We start from the raw sequence: 15,337 nt of genomic DNA on the forward strand, positions 1-15,337 counted from the left end.
AAGATATCAACTAAAATTACCCCAACCATTTCTCTTTTGATATATTTGCAAAATTTTGAAACCATTTTTTAAATATGCGCGAGCTTTTACAGAAGTTTGAAAACAAGAAACCCGAGATCGTCTTTGAATGGAATGATGCCGAAACAGAAGCCCGTGGTTGGGTAGTAATCAATTCTTTGAGAGGCGGAGCCGCCGGTGGCGGAACAAGAATGCGACCGGGACTTGACAAGCGCGAAGTGGAATCGCTCGCCAAGACTATGGAAGTTAAATTTTCCGTTTCGGGACCTCCAATCGGTGGTGCTAAAAGTGGAATAGATTTCGATCCTCAAGATCCGCGAAAGCGAGGAGTTCTTGAGCGCTGGTTTAAAGTCGTAACTCCACTGCTTAAAAATTATTACGGAACCGGAGGCGATTTAAATATTGACGAAATACACGAGGTAATTCCAATTACTGAAGATTACGGCGTATGGCACCCGCAAGAAGGTGTTGTAACAGGTCATTTCCACGCCCGTGAAAACGAAAAAATTCAGCAGATTGGCCAATTGAGAATGGGTGTTTCTAAAGTAGTTGAAGACCCTAAATTCACTCCAGACCCAGCAAAAAAATACGTTATTGCCGATATGATTACCGGTTACGGAGTGGCCATGAGCGTAATGCATTATTACGACCTTCGTGGAGATTCTTACCGCGGCAAAAGAGCTATTATACAAGGCTGGGGAAATGTAGGAGCAGCGGCGGCTTATTATTTAGCGCAGGCAGGAGTAAAAGTTGTAGGAATTGTAGATACAGCCGGCGGAATAATCAATACAGAAGGCCTTACAGCCAAAGAAGTAACACAGTTATTCATTGAGAAAGTCGGAAATAAGCTAAGTGCTGGTAACCTTATGAGCTTTGACGAGGTAAATAATAAAGTCTGGGATACACCAGCAGAAATTTTTCTGCCCTGTGCAGCATCCCGACTGGTAACCCAAAATCAGGTAGATAGAATGGTTAAAGCCGGTCTTGAAGTAATAGCTTGTGGAGCGAACGTACCGTTTGCCGATGCTGAAATTTTCTTTGGACCAATTATGGCCGATGCTGACAAAAAAATAAGCATAATTCCTGATTTTGTTTCTAACTGTGGTATGGCCCGCGTATTTGCCTACTGCATGGAAAAAAACGTAGAATTAAGCGATGAAGCAATTTTTGCGGATACCTCTAATACGATTAAGCGCGCTCTTGAAGAGATTTATAAACGCAATAAGACCAATATTAACCTTGCAGAGACCGGATTTGAAATCGCCCTCGAGCAACTCATCTAAAACATGGAAGCAGCAATAATTATTGTTTTTGTTCTAGGCTATCTTGCTATAGCCCTGGAGCACCCCCTACGTATTGATAAAGCAGCATCGGCACTAATACTCGGAGTATTGTGTTGGACGATATTTGTTCTTGGAATAGATGTTATTCCGGAATTTCTCCAGCATGAGCTTTCGTTTTTCTTAGATCAAAATGCTCATCTTGCCGAAAGCGAAATAATGCCCATGTTTCTGGAGTCGCGCCTGCTGCATCACTTAAGCGAAATTGCGAGCATTCTCTTTTTCCTTATGGGGGCTATGACAATTGTAGAAACCATTGATGCACACGAAGGTTTCCGCATAATTACCGAAAAAATCAGAACGACCAATAAGGTAAAGCTGCTGTGGATAGTGAGTATTCTTACTTTCTTTTTAAGTGCTGTATTAGATAACCTTACCACAACAATCGTTATGGTTTCGCTGCTGCGAAAATTAATTTCCGATAAGGAAACACGGTGGTTTTACGTGGGGTTTGTAATCATTGCGGCTAATGCCGGAGGAGCCTGGTCGCCAATTGGTGATGTAACTACAACCATGCTTTGGATTAAAAAGCAAATACCCGATGTACCCAGTATTGTTCAGCACGTATTTTTGCCAAGTGTTGCTACAATTGTCGTTCCGCTTGCGTACCTGAGCTATAAAATGAAAGGCAACCTTGTTAGACCTGAAGCGAGAGAAAAGGGCAATGGAGATATATCGATCTCAAAGAAGGATCGGAACGTAGTTTTCTTTATGGGAATCGCCGGATTATTGTTTGTTCCTGTTTTTAAAACTGTGACTCACCTACCCCCATTTATGGGAATGATGTTTAGCCTTGGTGTGCTGTGGGTTGCCACCGAAATATTGCATGGCCGAAAACTTTTGACTCAAAAAAGACACCTTTCTATTCTCTCAACCCTGCGTCGTATTGATATGCCTTCGGTGCTTTTCTTTCTCGGTATTCTGCTGGGGGTAGCAGCGCTGCAAGAAGTAGGTACGCTCCGCAATTTGGCTGCTTTCCTCGATGAGTCCATCGGAAATATATACGTTATAAATATTGCAATAGGCCTTCTTTCAGCTATTGTAGATAACGTTCCGCTGGTAGCTGCCGCCCAGGGTATGTACGAAATTGCTGCCACCGGGCCATTTGCTGCAGATGGAATATTCTGGCTATTTTTGGCCTATTGTGCCGGTACCGGTGGAAGTGTTTTGATTATTGGATCTGCCGCCGGAGTAGCGGCTATGGGTCTGGAGCGCATCGATTTTATATGGTATTTGAAAAAGATGTCGTTGCTGGCTTTGATAGGCTATGGCGCCGGTGCAGCTTTATTCATACTCATCCATGTATAATTTCTTTGCCACTCCTTCGTTTTATTAAAAAACCTGCTTTATCATTGTGATATGAAAATACCCTTGTTTATGCAAATAAATCCCGGTGCGGCTGTAGCCGATACATTGGGAACCGGCGCACCTACCGAAGAAACCATTTCTATCTGGAACCTAATTGTTGAAGGTGGTTGGTATATTATGATTCCATTGGGAATTCTTTCCATACTCGCCATATACATTTTTGCCGAGAGATGGATGGCAATTGCCAAAGCTGCCAAAGAAGATAAAGACTTTATGAACCGTATAAAAGACTACGTAAGCGACGGAAAACTCGATGCTGCACGAAGCCTTTGCCATACTTCATCTACTCCCATTTCGCGGATGATCGATAAGGGTATCACCCGTATCGGAAAACCGATGGCAGATGTAAGTGCATCTATAGAAAATGTGGGAAAACTTGAGGTTTATAAACTCGAAAAAGGGCTCCCTATGCTTGCCACTGTTGCCGGGGCAGCACCAATGATTGGATTTTTAGGAACCGTTATTGGTATGATTTCTACTTTCCATGCCATGAAAATATCAGGTGCCGGTGTTGAAATTTCAGCGCTTTCGGGCGGTATTATGCAAGCTATGGTTACCACTGTAGCCGGTTTGATAATTGGTATTATTGCTTACATAGCATACAACACACTTGTGGTTCGTGTAGATAAAGTGGTGAATACTTTAGAATCTCGTTCTATAGAATTTATTGACCTGCTCGAAGAGCCGGGAAAATAAGTTCACGAGAAAAATAACACAACTAAAAGCTACTAAATAATGAACTTAAGATCACGAAATAAGGTTGACCCAAGTTTCTCCATGTCGTCTATGACCGATCTGGTGTTTTTGCTTTTAATATTCTTCATTATTGTTTCTACACTTGTTAGCCCTTATGCCCTTCCGGTAGATTTGCCTGTGAGCGACAATCAAACAAAAGAAAAACAAAACGTAGCCTTGCGTATTGATAAGGACCTTGTTTTCTCGGTCAATAATAAAATTATCAATCCATCGATACTGGAAACCGAACTCGAAAATAGTTTGAGCTCCGTAACCGATCCAAGCATTGTATTTCACGTAGATCAGGCAGTGCCCACCGGAGAAACTGTGAAAGTGCTTGACATTGCAAAACGGCACAAATGGAAGATTGTATTGGCTACTAAGCCGAAATAAGTATATTTGAATACGTGGTTTTCCTTTTGAGGAAATGTGCACACGCGGGATTTCACGAATTTAATCTAATTTAAAAATGGTAGATCAAACCGAAAAAAACAGAAAGCGCAAAGCGATAATTGTTACGGTAGTATTTCACGCGATAGCCATTTTGCTGTTTTTATTTTTTGGACTCACGCAGCCCAACCCCCTTCCTGAAGAACAGGGAGCCTCAATAGAATTTGGGTGGGATGAATCTGCCAGTGGCAATTTCGTTGCCGATGTTCAAACGCCAGACCCGGCTCCACAAGAGGATCAGCAACAAACCCCGGAGCCCGAATCTGTTGAAGAAACTCCAGTAGATGAAGTTGTAACTGACGAATCCAGCGAAATTGCTGTACCAAAAGTAGAAGAAAAACCAAAGCCTAAACCCAAACCAAAGGATCCGAAACCCACACCAAAACCAGTGGAAGAACCTAAGCCTACAATAGATGATAAGTTGAAAGGCGCACTTGAATCGCTTAAAAACCCATCGGGCGGCGGCGGAAGCCAGGGCGACAAAACAGGAGAAGGCGATCAGGGCGATCCTAAAGGAACTACAGGTAGCGGCGCACTTGGTGGGGGTAGTGGCAGCTGGCAGCTGGATGGCCGAAGTATGTTGCCAGGCTATGGAACCAAAATAAAAACAACTACAGAAGAGGGAATTGTGGTTCTCAATATTTGGGTTGACAGAAATGGAAAGGTTACAAAAGTACAACCCAATTTGCGTGAATCGAATACGACATCCCAATACCTCATTAATCTGGCAACCAACGATGTGCTCAATAATTTTAAATATAACGGAGACCCAAAAGCTTCCATTGAGCAACGCGGAAAAGTACGTTACGATTTCCGACTGAAATAATGAATTATCAGGAAACGGTTGACTACCTCTTTAGCCAGCTTCCCATGTTTCAACGTGTTGGTGCAGCCGCCTATAAAGCCGATTTAAGCAATACCATCGCCCTTTGTGAATTGATGGGCAATCCGCAAAACGAATTTCGGTCTATACATATCGCCGGCACAAATGGTAAAGGATCTGTAAGCTCTACTCTCGCATCTATTTATGCGACCTGTGGCTATAAAACCGGACTTTTTACTTCGCCTCATCTCAAAGATTACCGCGAGCGAATGCGGATAAACGGCGAAATGATTCCAGAAAAATTTGTGGTAGACTTTGTTGAAAAATACCGCCACGCTGCCGCGGAACTAAAACCATCTTTTTTTGAATTCACCTGTGCCATGGCTTTTGCCTGGTTTGCAGAAGAGCTAATAGACATGGCTATACTCGAAGTGGGTATGGGCGGAAGACTCGACTCAACTAATGTAGTAACACCAGATATTGCTGTAATAACCTCTATTGGTTACGACCATCAGCAATTTTTGGGTGAAACCCTTGAAGCTATTGCCGCAGAAAAAGGTGGGATAATTAAGCCGGAAGTTCCTGTAGTGATCGGTCATAATATCTTGAGTGTTCAGGAAGTGTTTGGTAAAATCGCCAATCTGCGAAAAGCTCCAATCTATTTTTCGCGTTCTTCTTCGGCAGAATTTGCTACTGACCTTCAAGGCTCTTACCAACTCGAAAATATGCGTACCGTCTCGCGTGTAATTGATGTCGCAAAAAAGCTGGGACATAACATTACGCAGGATTGTGTTGAAAAGGGTGCCCTAAACGTAAAGAAAAACACCAGCTTACGCGGAAGATGGGAAACTATTGGCGAGAACCCCCGAATTATTACTGACGTTGGTCACAATGAAGGCGGAGTGCGAATGGTTGTTGAGATGTTGAGCAAACAAAGCTTTGTACGTCTTCACATAGTCTGGGGAATGGTTGGCGACAAAGATGCAAAAACGATACTCGCTCTATTACCCACCAGCGCGACTTATTATTGGTGCAAACCAGATGTGCCTCGCGGAAAAGATTTACGCGAACTAAGCCAGGAGGCTTTGAAGTTTTCGCTTGAGGGCAAGGAATATCCATCGGTGCAAGCCGCATTGGCTGAAGCCAAAAAGAAGGCCTTAATGAACGATTTAATATTTGTAGGAGGAAGCGTATTTGTAGTTGCCGAGGTGATTTAATTATCCTCTGCTTAACTAGCTTCATCTGATTTAAATACGATTTCAACCTTAAGTAATTTGCGTTCTAATGCTTATTTCGCGCCAATATGTCATGATTCTATCTTATGGTATCATTTCTGAAAGGTATTGTGAAATATTAATGTGCTTTTCGATCTGAAATAAATACCTTTATCCTCTTTAAATCGAAGCAAGAAAACACTGTTATATGCTGGGTTCAATTACCAATACATTAAAGAAAATATTTGGCGACAAGTCAGATAAAGACATAAAAGTAAGTATGCCGCTGGTGAATAAATCGAATGAGATTTTCGCCACGCTCAAAGACATAAGCAACGATGAGTTACGCGCCAGAACGACATCTCTTAAAGCAAAAATAAAAGAAGCTACCAAGGCGGGCGAAGAAGAGATTGATGCGCTAAACAAGCAGGTAGCAGACAATCCGCAGATGGAAATCCCCGATAAGGAAGCCATTTTTAAGCAAGTCGATGACCTTACTAAGAAAATTGATGAGACAATAGAATCGGTACTTTTAGAGATACTTCCCGAAGCATTTGCCGTTGTAAAAGAAACCGCGAGTCGCTTTAAGAACAACGAAACCCTCACGGTTACAGCATCTGACTTTGACCGCGATCTTGCAGCCACACGCAGCAGCATTGAGATAGAAGGCGATAAAGCCATATGGCATAATAAATGGCTTGCAGCCGGAACCGAAATTACTTGGGATATGGTGCACTACGATGTACAGCTCATTGGTGGTATTGCCTTGCACGAAGGAAAAGTGGCCGAGATGCAAACGGGTGAGGGTAAAACTCTTGTGGCAACACTACCCGTGTATCTTAATGCTATCGCAGGAAAAGGAGTTCACCTGGTAACGGTGAATGATTACCTCGCACGTCGTGACTCTGAATGGATGGGTCCGCTGTACGAATTTCACGGACTTTCTGTTGACTGTATTGATAAGCACCAGCCAAATAGCGACGAACGCAGAAAAGCATATAAAAGCGACATTACTTTTGGTACCAACAACGAATTTGGTTTTGATTACCTCCGCGATAATATGGCCACGACTCCAGAGAGGCTCGTTCAGCGCAAGCACCATTACGCCATTGTCGATGAGGTTGACTCGGTATTGATTGATGATGCCCGAACACCTTTAATTATTTCGGGACCAACGCCACGCGGAGATCAGCAGCTGTTTGACGACTTAAAAGGTCAGGTAGCCAAACTTTATTCAGCACAGCGCCAACTCGTTACGCAATTGATTACCGAGGCAAAGAAAAAACTTGGAAATTTTGAAGAAGAAAAGCCATCAAAAGACGACTTGAACGATGGTAGCCTCGCATTGTTTCGCGCTTTCCGCGGATTGCCGAAAAACAAAGCACTCATCAAATTTCAAAGCGAGTCTGGTATAAAACAGCAAATGCTTAAAACGGAAGCTTTTTACCTGCAAGATCAGGAAAAGCAGATGCACAAGGCAGATGACGTGCTTTACTTTACAATCGACGAGAAAAATAATTCTATTGAGCTTACCGAAAAGGGTATTGAGCTTATGTCTCAAAACGTGGAAGACACTGATTTTTTTGTGCTTCCAGATATGTCGCTTGAGATTGACGATATTGATAAAAGCAGCTTAGGCGAAGACGAAAAAACAAAACAAAAAGATGAGCTATTGCGCAACTACAGCGTTAAAGCAGAGCGCATTCACACTATAAACCAATTACTTAAAGCGTATTGTCTTTTCGAAAAAGATATTGATTACGTAGTGATTGACAATAAAGTAAAAATCGTTGATGAGCAGACCGGCCGTATTATGGAAGGTCGTCGATACAGCGATGGATTGCACCAGGCTATTGAAAGTAAAGAGAGTGTAAAAGTTGAAGCTGCTACGCAAACGTATGCTACTGTTACCCTTCAGAACTACTTTAGAATGTACCACAAACTGGCGGGTATGACCGGTACTGCAGAAACTGAAGCATCTGAACTTTGGGACATCTACGAGTTGGAAGTAATGATGATTCCCACCAATAAACCTATTGTTCGCGACGATCGTGAAGACAAAGTTTATAAAACGAAGCGAGAAAAGTACAATGCTTCAATAGACGAGATTGTAGAACTTTCGAATGCCGGCAGACCGGTACTCGTGGGTACCACTTCGGTAGAAGTCTCTGAATTGCTAAGCCGCATGCTCGATTTGCGTCACATTAAGCACAACGTACTTAACGCGAAACTTCACGCCAGAGAGGCCGATGTAGTTGCGCAAGCCGGGAAATCTGGCGCGGTAACCATAGCCACCAACATGGCCGGTCGTGGTACTGACATTAAGCTGGGCGAAGGTGTGAAAGCAGCGGGTGGTTTAGCCATTGTAGGTACAGAGAAACACGATTCACGGCGTGTTGACAGACAGCTTCGTGGACGTGCAGGACGACAGGGAGACCCGGGTTCTTCGCAATTTTACATTTCGCTTGAAGATAATTTGATGCGTATTTTCGGTTCAGACCGAATTTCGAAAATGATGGACAGGCTGGGACTTAAAGAAGGTGAAGTAATTCAGCACTCCATGATTACCAAGTCTATTGAGCGCGCACAGCGTAAGGTTGAAGAAAACAACTTTGGTATTCGTAAGCGACTATTAGAATACGATGATGTAATGAACTCGCAGCGTGAGGTAATTTACAAACGTAGAAAACACGCACTTTACGGCGACAGGTTGCAGCTCGATATTGAGAATATGTTTCGCGATGTAGCCGAGAATATTGTTGCAGCAAATCACGCATCGCGTGATTTCGACAACTTTAAGCTTGAAATTATCCAATATCTTGGTATTAGTTCACCAATCTCGGCGGAAGATTTTGAGAATAAGAAACCCGTTGAAATAAAACAAATTGTATATCGTGCCGCCCGAAAGCGATTTGATGACCGGGTAGAGTCTATTGCCGAAACGGCAGTTCCGATTATTAAAAATGTACACGAAACGCAAACCCAGTTTGAGAATATTGCCGTTCCATTTTCTGATGGTAAAAAAGCAATGCAGGTAGTTGTAAACATCGAAAAGTGTTTGGCATCTGAAGGTGTTGAGCTCGCTCGTGGTTTAGAAAAGAGCGTAACTCTTGCCATTATTGACAATGAGTGGAAAGAGCACTTACGTGAAATGGACGATTTGCGACAGTCTGTTCAGAACGCACGCTTTGAGCAGAAAGATCCGCTTTTGATTTACAAATTTGAGTCGTTTGAGCTTTTCAAAAAAATGATGGATCGCGTGAGCTTTGAAGTTGTTTCATTTTTAGCTAAAGCTGCCCTTCCGGGAAGAACAGATCAGGTGCAAACCACATCTCGTACTTCCATTGGAAATGATGATTCCAGCAATTTACAAACAAGCAGACCCGGCTCTGAACCCGAACAAATTTCACGTGGTGGTGGTGGCGCCCAGAGACCTGCTCCACAAAAAGTTGAGCCGGTTAGAGTTGAGAAAAAAATAGGACGTAACGATGCGTGTCCATGCGGTAGTGGCAAGAAATATAAGCAATGTCACGGTAAAGCTGTGAACCAGTCGGCTTAACTCAAATTAGTAATTGGAGAGTTTAGTTTCCATCAGTCTTAGCGACTTTTTGACCAGAGGGAGACCGTATGGAGCGGTTAAAGAGACTCAACGAAATATGCATATAAAAAAGTCCCGACAAATATTTGCCGGGACTTTTTTTCTCTCACTCAATAGTTTTTCTATTTCTTTTCTTCAAGCTTCTTTGCTTCCTCAATAGCCTTCATCACTTCCAGCGATTGATATACCTTTTCAGGTTTTTCTGTTCCGTAGCTATCGAAGCGTTTCCAAACACCAACTTTAACACCTTCCTTGTATTCGCCAACAGATTCTATTTGACCGGATTGATAGAAATAAGTGAACAATCCCTGCTCAACCTGCATGTCTTCATCGGCGTACCATCCATCCATTTTTAGTTCTCCCGAAAGAAAGTAGGCTTTGACATGAAATCCTTCGCTCGACTTTTCGTCGACCGTGCAGTAGTACGAGGCCAGACTCTTTTTCTTAGTTACCCTCAAATAGGCATCCAGATATATTTCATTGCCATCTGTTTCGTTGGCTTCTGCATAATTTCCGGCAGTTGCCGAAAAGGTACCCAGAAGTAACATTCCTATCGTAATTTTCTTAAATATTCGCATGATTTCTCCCTTTTATCTGTTTCACATCACTTTCGGCCTCTTCCAAACCGTTTCACTTTTTAATAATCCGCGGGCTTTATCATAGTCACACAAAGCCCTGCGCTACTGATGGAGCAAGCCTGAACAGCTTTCCGTAATTTGAGACCGTAAGGGGGATCGTTCTAAATTTTCGGATTTTCGAATTGTTTCTAAAAACTCCAATCAGAGATAAATACGGAAATGGAACCTAAGAGTTTCAAGAATTTTATTTAAGTAAGCCAACCTTCTCTGTCAAGCGAGCGGTATTGTATGGCTTCCGCCAAATGGGCTGTGGCAATATTTTCAACACCTTCCAGATCGGCTATTGTGCGAGCTACTTTTAAGATTCGGGCGTAAGAACGGGCAGAAAAGCCCAATCTGTCAACTGCGTTCTTGAGCAAAGCTTCGCCGGCGGTATCAATCTCACAGTGTTTTTTCATGAGTTTTGGTGTAAGCATGGCGTTGCAATGCACTCCTTCTATCCCTTTATAACGCTCGGTTTGTATATCGCGTGATGCAATTACCCTTGCTCGGATAGGTGCAGAGCTTTCACCATTTTCACGGTTCCGTAATTCTTCAAATGGAACAGGATTTACTTCTATGTGTAAATCAATCCTATCCATAAGCGGCCCGGAGATTTTAGCGAGATAGCGCTTTACAGCAAATTCGCTGTCGGCAGACTCACCCGGTTTGAAAAAATCGCCGCTGGGTGAAGGGTTCATAGATGCGATGAGCATAAACGACGAAGGGTAATCAACCGACATTTTAGCTCTTGAAATCGTTACAACCCTGTCTTCTAATGGCTGGCGAAGCACTTCCAAAACAGAGCGCTTAAACTCCGGAAGTTCATCCAGAAAAAGAATCCCATTATGCGCAAGCGATATCTCGCCCGGCTTGGGGTTGCTGCCGCCACCGACTAAAGCAACATCAGAAACAGTGTGGTGGGGATTGCGAAAAGGTCTTTGGGTAACCAGCGAAACATTGGTAGGCAGCAGACCACTTACGGAGTGAATTTTTGTTGTTTCGAGTGCTTCTTCCAGCGTAAGCGGTGGCAAAATTGTTGGAATGCGCTTGGCAAGCATAGTTTTTCCTACTCCGGGTGGGCCGATAAGAATAATATTATGTCCGCCGGCAGCAGCAATTTCAAGAGCCCGCTTCACATTCTCCTGCCCTTTTACGTCCGAAAAATCGAATAGATACTGATCAGCTTTCGTTTCAAATGCTTCGGCTAAATCAACCACTTTTGGAGCGACAGACTCGGGATTTGTGAGTACTGTTATGGCTTCATTAATATTGTTGACACCGTATACATTCAATCCTTCTACTATGGCGGCTTCTTTTGAATTTGCCTCTGGCAGAATAAATCCGGTAAAACCTTCATCGCGCGCCTGAATAGCCATGGGCAAAACCCCTTTTATAGGCTGCACACCACCATCGAGCGAAAGCTCACCCATAATGAGGTATTTCTCAATGTCTTTGGCATCAATTTGATTGCTGGCAGATAAAATACCCAAGGCAAGTGGGAGATCATACGCCGATCCTTCCTTTCGAATATCGGCTGGAGCCATGTTAATTGTAATCTTCTTTCCGGGAATGCGATAGCCATTGTTACTCAGAGCGGCCTCAATACGTTGCTGGCTTTCCTTTACGGCACTATCAGGCAGTCCAACCAATAAAAAATTGACTCCCGTATCGATGTTAACTTCTACCGTAATGGTAATAGCATCGACTCCGTAAACAGCGCTTCCATAAGTTTTTACTAGCATGATGTATTAAATATGCCGTTCAATGTAATCAATAAAGCTGTGAATTACCTTAATGTGTATTTCCTGAATGCGATCTGCATATCCATCATGTGCCACACGAACTTCTGCGGTAGCCATTCCAGCAAGCTTCCCTCCATCTTTTCCGGTAAGGCAAACCACCTTCATTCCTTTTGCCAGAGCAGTCTCAACCGCGCGAATGACATTTTTCGAATTTCCGCTGGTGCTGATTCCCAAAAGAACATCGCCTTTATTGCCCATACCTTCAACAAATCGCGAAAAGATATATTCGTAGCCGTAGTCATTGCCCACACATGAGATATGCGAAGGGTCAGAAATTGAAATTGCCGGCATAGACGGACGGTCGTTTCGGTATCTTCCAGTTAGCTCTTCGGCAAAATGCATGGCATCGCACATGCTACCGCCGTTTCCGCAAGAAATGATTTTCCCACCGTTTTTGATGGCCGTAACCATAAGTTGTGCAGCGGCTTCCACGCTATCGAGATTTTGATCGTTGCTAATGAAATTGTTAAGTACTTCCTGCGCTTCGGTAAAGTGCGCCTTCAGTTTTTGATCCATGTTTATTGGCTTTTAGCCAAATGTAGGAAATCGAGAAATAAAAAAAGCGGATTTTTGGAAATAATGGTGAAGATGGCCGGGATTACTATGAGTGATTCCATTTTTGATCTTGAAACTGCCTCTGTAGTGTCATTTGAATAATTCATCAAGTAATGTGGCAAACGATATTCTTTTCTTTTAATTTTTGTGTAATCGTTTCTATGGCCCCATTTTGCAATTCCTTTGAACAACTGTTGTACATGTCAAATTCAATCATAAGCGCCCCATACCCTTCATTTTTAGCAACTACTTTTTCAAAGGTTTGATCCCAGTAAGTTTCCCATTTCTGAAGTCAATATCAGCCAATACTTCTTCACTTCTTTCGTCATCATAGAGGCGCAGGCTCAAGTCTTGGTACTTTAAATCAAATCCTTCTACATAATTGTCGCTATCAATCTCCTTTATAAATTCAATCTTTTCAACTTCCAATAAATAAATAAGGAAGCAATTCTTTAACCCTCAAGTCTGTTACTATTTTAAGATGGATTGCCATGTGCTGTGTTTGCCAAAATTATTCATAAATCGTTTTCAACTTACCGCTTGTCTATGGGTTCTTTTTAAAATTTAGAGGCAAGTTCTTTTTCTATCGATTCTATTGTTGGTAAATTAGATTTTAAATCCTTTGGGATTGCTTTACTCAATTCATATTCGGCAATTCCAATTGGTTGAGTCATTCCTCTTAAAGCATATTCAGCAATTATTTCAGATTTTGACTGACATAATAAAAGGCCGATAGTTGGGTTATCTGATTCGTTTTTCAAGGTATCATCAACAGCAGATAAATAAAGATTCATTTTCCCTGCAAATTCCGCTTTGAACTCTATTGCCTTAAGTTCTATTACGACGTGGCATTTGAGTTTGATATGGTAAAAAAGTAAATCAATATAAAAATCTTGTTTATCAATTTTAACAGGAACTTGCTGTCCAACGAATGAAAACCCGGCTCCAAGTTCGAGTAAAAAAGAAGTAATATGTTTTACAAGTTGTCCTTCTATGTCTTTCTCAAGGATTTTTTCTTGTAAATCAAGAAAGTCGAGTTTATATGGGTCTTTGAGCGTTTCTGTAGCGAGTCCAGAGTGATGTTCGGGTAATGTATTATTGAAGTTGGTAATAGCTTTGCCCTGACGATGGTAAAAGTCAGATGAAATTTGGTTCATTAACATAGCACGTGACCAGTTATTTTCAATCGTTTTATTGCAGTAGAATAAAGCTTCTTCTACAGTGTTTGATTTGGTGATAATCGCTAAATTATGGCCCCATGGAATTTGTCCAACAAGCTGTTGGATTTTTGTAATCTCACTATTTGAAGCAGAATAAAACTCAAACCATTGCTTCATTGAAAATAGATTTGACCTTGAAAAACCTTTTTGATTTGGAAATTCTTTTTTTAAGTCTTTCGATAATTGTTCAACAACTGATGAACCCCAATTTGATTTAAGAATTTTTGATGATATAGATTTTCCTAAATCCCAATAAAGTGACAAAAGTTCTCTATTTACAGAAACTGCAGCTTTTAATTGAGATGACTGAATTTTTGACTTTAACTCTTTAATCCAGCTTATATATTCAGGATTGTTGGTACTCTGTAATTCCATAAATCAAAAATACTTAAATCAATAGTTAAATACTGAATAATCTCCTAAGTCATATAAACTTCCTCTACCCGATTTTATCTTGTCGAACGTTCAACCCCAACTATGCTTTCTTAACAAATTCAGATTTTAATGCCATAGAACCAAATCCTTCAATTTTGCAATCAATATTGTGGTCACCGTCTGTCAAACGAATATTTTTCACCTTGGTTCCTGCTCTAATCGGTTTTGGAGCTCCTTTCACCGGCAATGTTTTTATAATAATTACCGAGTCTCCATCATTTAGTTCATTTCCGTTTGAATCAAGAACCTTTAAGCTGTCGTCTTCCATTTTTTCATCGGGATTCCATTCATTGCCACATTCCGGACAGGCATACAATTCACTCCCTAACGAATATCCGTAGGGTGATTTACATTTTGGGCAAGGTTTCATTTCTTCTGACATTTTTAATTTTCTTTTAAGTATCACAATGCATCAATGTATAATAAACCAAGCGATAGCTAAAATGACAATAAATATTTTGTTCTCATCAGTATTAATATTTTATATACTTTACCGCAATTATTTGTTTATTGTCAATTGTCATTCCTGAAAACAAGTCATTTTCATTATACTGCAATCTTGTGATGGTTTCTACTTCTTCACCATCTGGCAAACTTAGTTTTTTAATAATCTTAGTTATTTGCAGTTTGTCATCAAACTCAATTATTTGTTCAAAATTCTCCTTTTCAAAGATTTCAAATTCCTTTTTTAATAGAATAAAATCTTTTTGGTAATCCCAACTATAAATATCTTCTTTCCCTCTAACATTTCTTCTTAAATAAATCAATCTTTCTTTGTCATCATATTCTTTAAACTCTATTTGCATAGTATCCAATGAACTAATTGAAGTCATTATACTTTCGGAGCTTACTAATTTTCCCAATTCATTATAATCAAATACTGTTATTTCACTATTCGACAAGACTTTACCTACTTTCTTTTGAATCTTACCATTTTCGTAACTGAAATCGACATAACTCAAAGTATCACCAGTTAGTTTATTAATACGGACTACTTTTGAAAGTAAATCCATTTCGTATTTATAAAAGACCTCTCTCCAGCCCCTTAAATGATTGGACACAGATTAAAGTTTGAAAAAAACTTTAATTTAGAACCAATGAAAAACAAAAAACGAAAAAGCACACAGGAAAAGATCACCATCATTAAAGAAGGTAAGGA

General features: G+C 41.2%; 14 protein-coding genes. 7 read left to right on the forward strand and 7 right to left on the reverse strand.

Features of this window, described 5'->3' with window-relative positions; translation table 11 throughout:
• The first annotated feature begins 74 nt into the window (after positions 1–74).
• The 7 genes from G3O08_RS04780 (at position 75) to secA (ending at position 9,507) form a co-directional block, all read left to right on the forward strand.
• Complete coding sequence (locus G3O08_RS04780) at positions 75–1,301, forward strand: Glu/Leu/Phe/Val dehydrogenase dimerization domain-containing protein (protein WP_163283534.1); 1,227 nt, start codon at positions 75–77, stop codon at positions 1,299–1,301.
• Positions 1,302–1,304: 3 nt separating this feature from the next.
• Positions 1,305–2,666 carry a sodium:proton antiporter NhaD gene (gene nhaD, locus G3O08_RS04785; protein WP_163283535.1) on the forward strand — a complete coding sequence of 454 codons (1,362 nt, stop codon included), beginning with the start codon at positions 1,305–1,307 and terminating at the stop codon, positions 2,664–2,666.
• Positions 2,667–2,717: 51 nt separating this feature from the next.
• Positions 2,718–3,422, forward strand: a complete 705-nt coding sequence (locus G3O08_RS04790; protein ID WP_163283536.1) for a MotA/TolQ/ExbB proton channel family protein — start codon at positions 2,718–2,720, stop codon at positions 3,420–3,422.
• A 39-nt stretch (positions 3,423–3,461) separates the two neighbouring features.
• Entirely contained in the window at positions 3,462–3,854 is a 393-nt protein-coding gene (locus tag G3O08_RS04795; RefSeq protein WP_163283537.1) for an ExbD/TolR family protein, read from the forward strand.
• A gap of 76 nt (positions 3,855–3,930) precedes the next feature.
• Positions 3,931–4,737 (forward strand): hypothetical protein, encoded by an 807-nt coding sequence (locus G3O08_RS04800; protein WP_163283538.1) that lies wholly within the window; start codon positions 3,931–3,933, stop codon positions 4,735–4,737.
• Positions 4,737–5,951: a bifunctional folylpolyglutamate synthase/dihydrofolate synthase gene (locus tag G3O08_RS04805; RefSeq protein WP_163283539.1), complete on the forward strand. Its 1,215-nt coding sequence runs from the start codon at positions 4,737–4,739 to the stop codon at positions 5,949–5,951. Before G3O08_RS04800 ends, G3O08_RS04805 begins: the two co-directional genes overlap by 1 nt.
• 205 nt (positions 5,952–6,156) lie before the next feature.
• Entirely contained in the window at positions 6,157–9,507 is a 3,351-nt protein-coding gene (secA, locus tag G3O08_RS04810) for a preprotein translocase subunit SecA (RefSeq protein WP_163283540.1), read from the forward strand.
• A 161-nt stretch (positions 9,508–9,668) separates the two neighbouring features.
• Here the strand turns inward: secA and G3O08_RS04815 are convergent, their stop codons facing one another.
• From G3O08_RS04815 to G3O08_RS04845, 7 genes are all read right to left on the reverse strand, one after another.
• Positions 9,669–10,124 carry a toxin-antitoxin system YwqK family antitoxin gene (locus tag G3O08_RS04815; protein WP_163283541.1) on the reverse strand — a complete coding sequence of 152 codons (456 nt, stop codon included), beginning with the start codon at positions 10,122–10,124 and terminating at the stop codon, positions 9,669–9,671.
• Positions 10,125–10,372: 248 nt separating this feature from the next.
• Positions 10,373–11,908: a YifB family Mg chelatase-like AAA ATPase gene (locus G3O08_RS04820; RefSeq protein ID WP_163283542.1), complete on the reverse strand. Its 1,536-nt coding sequence runs from the start codon at positions 11,906–11,908 to the stop codon at positions 10,373–10,375.
• A gap of 6 nt (positions 11,909–11,914) precedes the next feature.
• Positions 11,915–12,484, reverse strand: a complete 570-nt coding sequence (gene lpcA / locus G3O08_RS04825; protein WP_163283543.1) for a D-sedoheptulose 7-phosphate isomerase — start codon at positions 12,482–12,484, stop codon at positions 11,915–11,917.
• 285 nt (positions 12,485–12,769) lie between these two features.
• Complete coding sequence (locus tag G3O08_RS04830; protein WP_163283544.1) at positions 12,770–12,952, reverse strand: hypothetical protein; 183 nt, start codon at positions 12,950–12,952, stop codon at positions 12,770–12,772.
• Between the two features lie 128 nt (positions 12,953–13,080).
• Positions 13,081–14,118: a PDDEXK nuclease domain-containing protein gene (locus G3O08_RS04835; RefSeq protein WP_163283545.1), complete on the reverse strand. Its 1,038-nt coding sequence runs from the start codon at positions 14,116–14,118 to the stop codon at positions 13,081–13,083.
• Between the two features lie 100 nt (positions 14,119–14,218).
• Positions 14,219–14,560 carry a zinc ribbon domain-containing protein YjdM gene (locus tag G3O08_RS04840; RefSeq protein WP_163283546.1) on the reverse strand — a complete coding sequence of 114 codons (342 nt, stop codon included), beginning with the start codon at positions 14,558–14,560 and terminating at the stop codon, positions 14,219–14,221.
• Between the two features lie 91 nt (positions 14,561–14,651).
• On the reverse strand, positions 14,652–15,191 hold the full coding sequence (locus tag G3O08_RS04845; RefSeq protein WP_163283547.1) for a hypothetical protein: 540 nt from the start codon (positions 15,189–15,191) through the stop codon (positions 14,652–14,654).
• Positions 15,192–15,337: the final 146 nt, after the last annotated feature.

It is taken from the genome of Cryomorpha ignava (genome assembly GCF_010686655.1).
GTDB lineage: Bacteria > Bacteroidota > Bacteroidia > Flavobacteriales_D > Cryomorphaceae > Cryomorpha > Cryomorpha ignava.

Excerpts from the sequence above, each read along its gene's own strand:
- nhaD (WP_163283535.1), top strand. The coding sequence starts at position 1,305 with ATGGAAGCAGCAATAATTATTGTTTTTGTTCTAGGCTATCTTGCTATA.
- G3O08_RS04795 (WP_163283537.1), top strand. The coding sequence starts at position 3,462 with ATGAACTTAAGATCACGAAATAAGGTTGACCCAAGTTTCTCCATGTCG.
- G3O08_RS04840 (WP_163283546.1), bottom strand. The coding sequence starts at position 14,560 with ATGTCAGAAGAAATGAAACCTTGCCCAAAATGTAAATCACCCTACGGA.
- G3O08_RS04790 (WP_163283536.1), top strand. The coding sequence starts at position 2,718 with ATGAAAATACCCTTGTTTATGCAAATAAATCCCGGTGCGGCTGTAGCC.
- G3O08_RS04835 (WP_163283545.1), bottom strand. The coding sequence starts at position 14,118 with ATGGAATTACAGAGTACCAACAATCCTGAATATATAAGCTGGATTAAA.
- secA (WP_163283540.1), top strand. The coding sequence starts at position 6,157 with ATGCTGGGTTCAATTACCAATACATTAAAGAAAATATTTGGCGACAAG.
- G3O08_RS04820 (WP_163283542.1), bottom strand. The coding sequence starts at position 11,908 with ATGCTAGTAAAAACTTATGGAAGCGCTGTTTACGGAGTCGATGCTATT.
- G3O08_RS04845 (WP_163283547.1), bottom strand. The coding sequence starts at position 15,191 with ATGGATTTACTTTCAAAAGTAGTCCGTATTAATAAACTAACTGGTGAT.
- G3O08_RS04800 (WP_163283538.1), top strand. The coding sequence starts at position 3,931 with ATGGTAGATCAAACCGAAAAAAACAGAAAGCGCAAAGCGATAATTGTT.
- lpcA (WP_163283543.1), bottom strand. The coding sequence starts at position 12,484 with ATGGATCAAAAACTGAAGGCGCACTTTACCGAAGCGCAGGAAGTACTT.
- G3O08_RS04815 (WP_163283541.1), bottom strand. The coding sequence starts at position 10,124 with ATGCGAATATTTAAGAAAATTACGATAGGAATGTTACTTCTGGGTACC.
- G3O08_RS04780 (WP_163283534.1), top strand. The coding sequence starts at position 75 with ATGCGCGAGCTTTTACAGAAGTTTGAAAACAAGAAACCCGAGATCGTC.
- G3O08_RS04805 (WP_163283539.1), top strand. The coding sequence starts at position 4,737 with ATGAATTATCAGGAAACGGTTGACTACCTCTTTAGCCAGCTTCCCATG.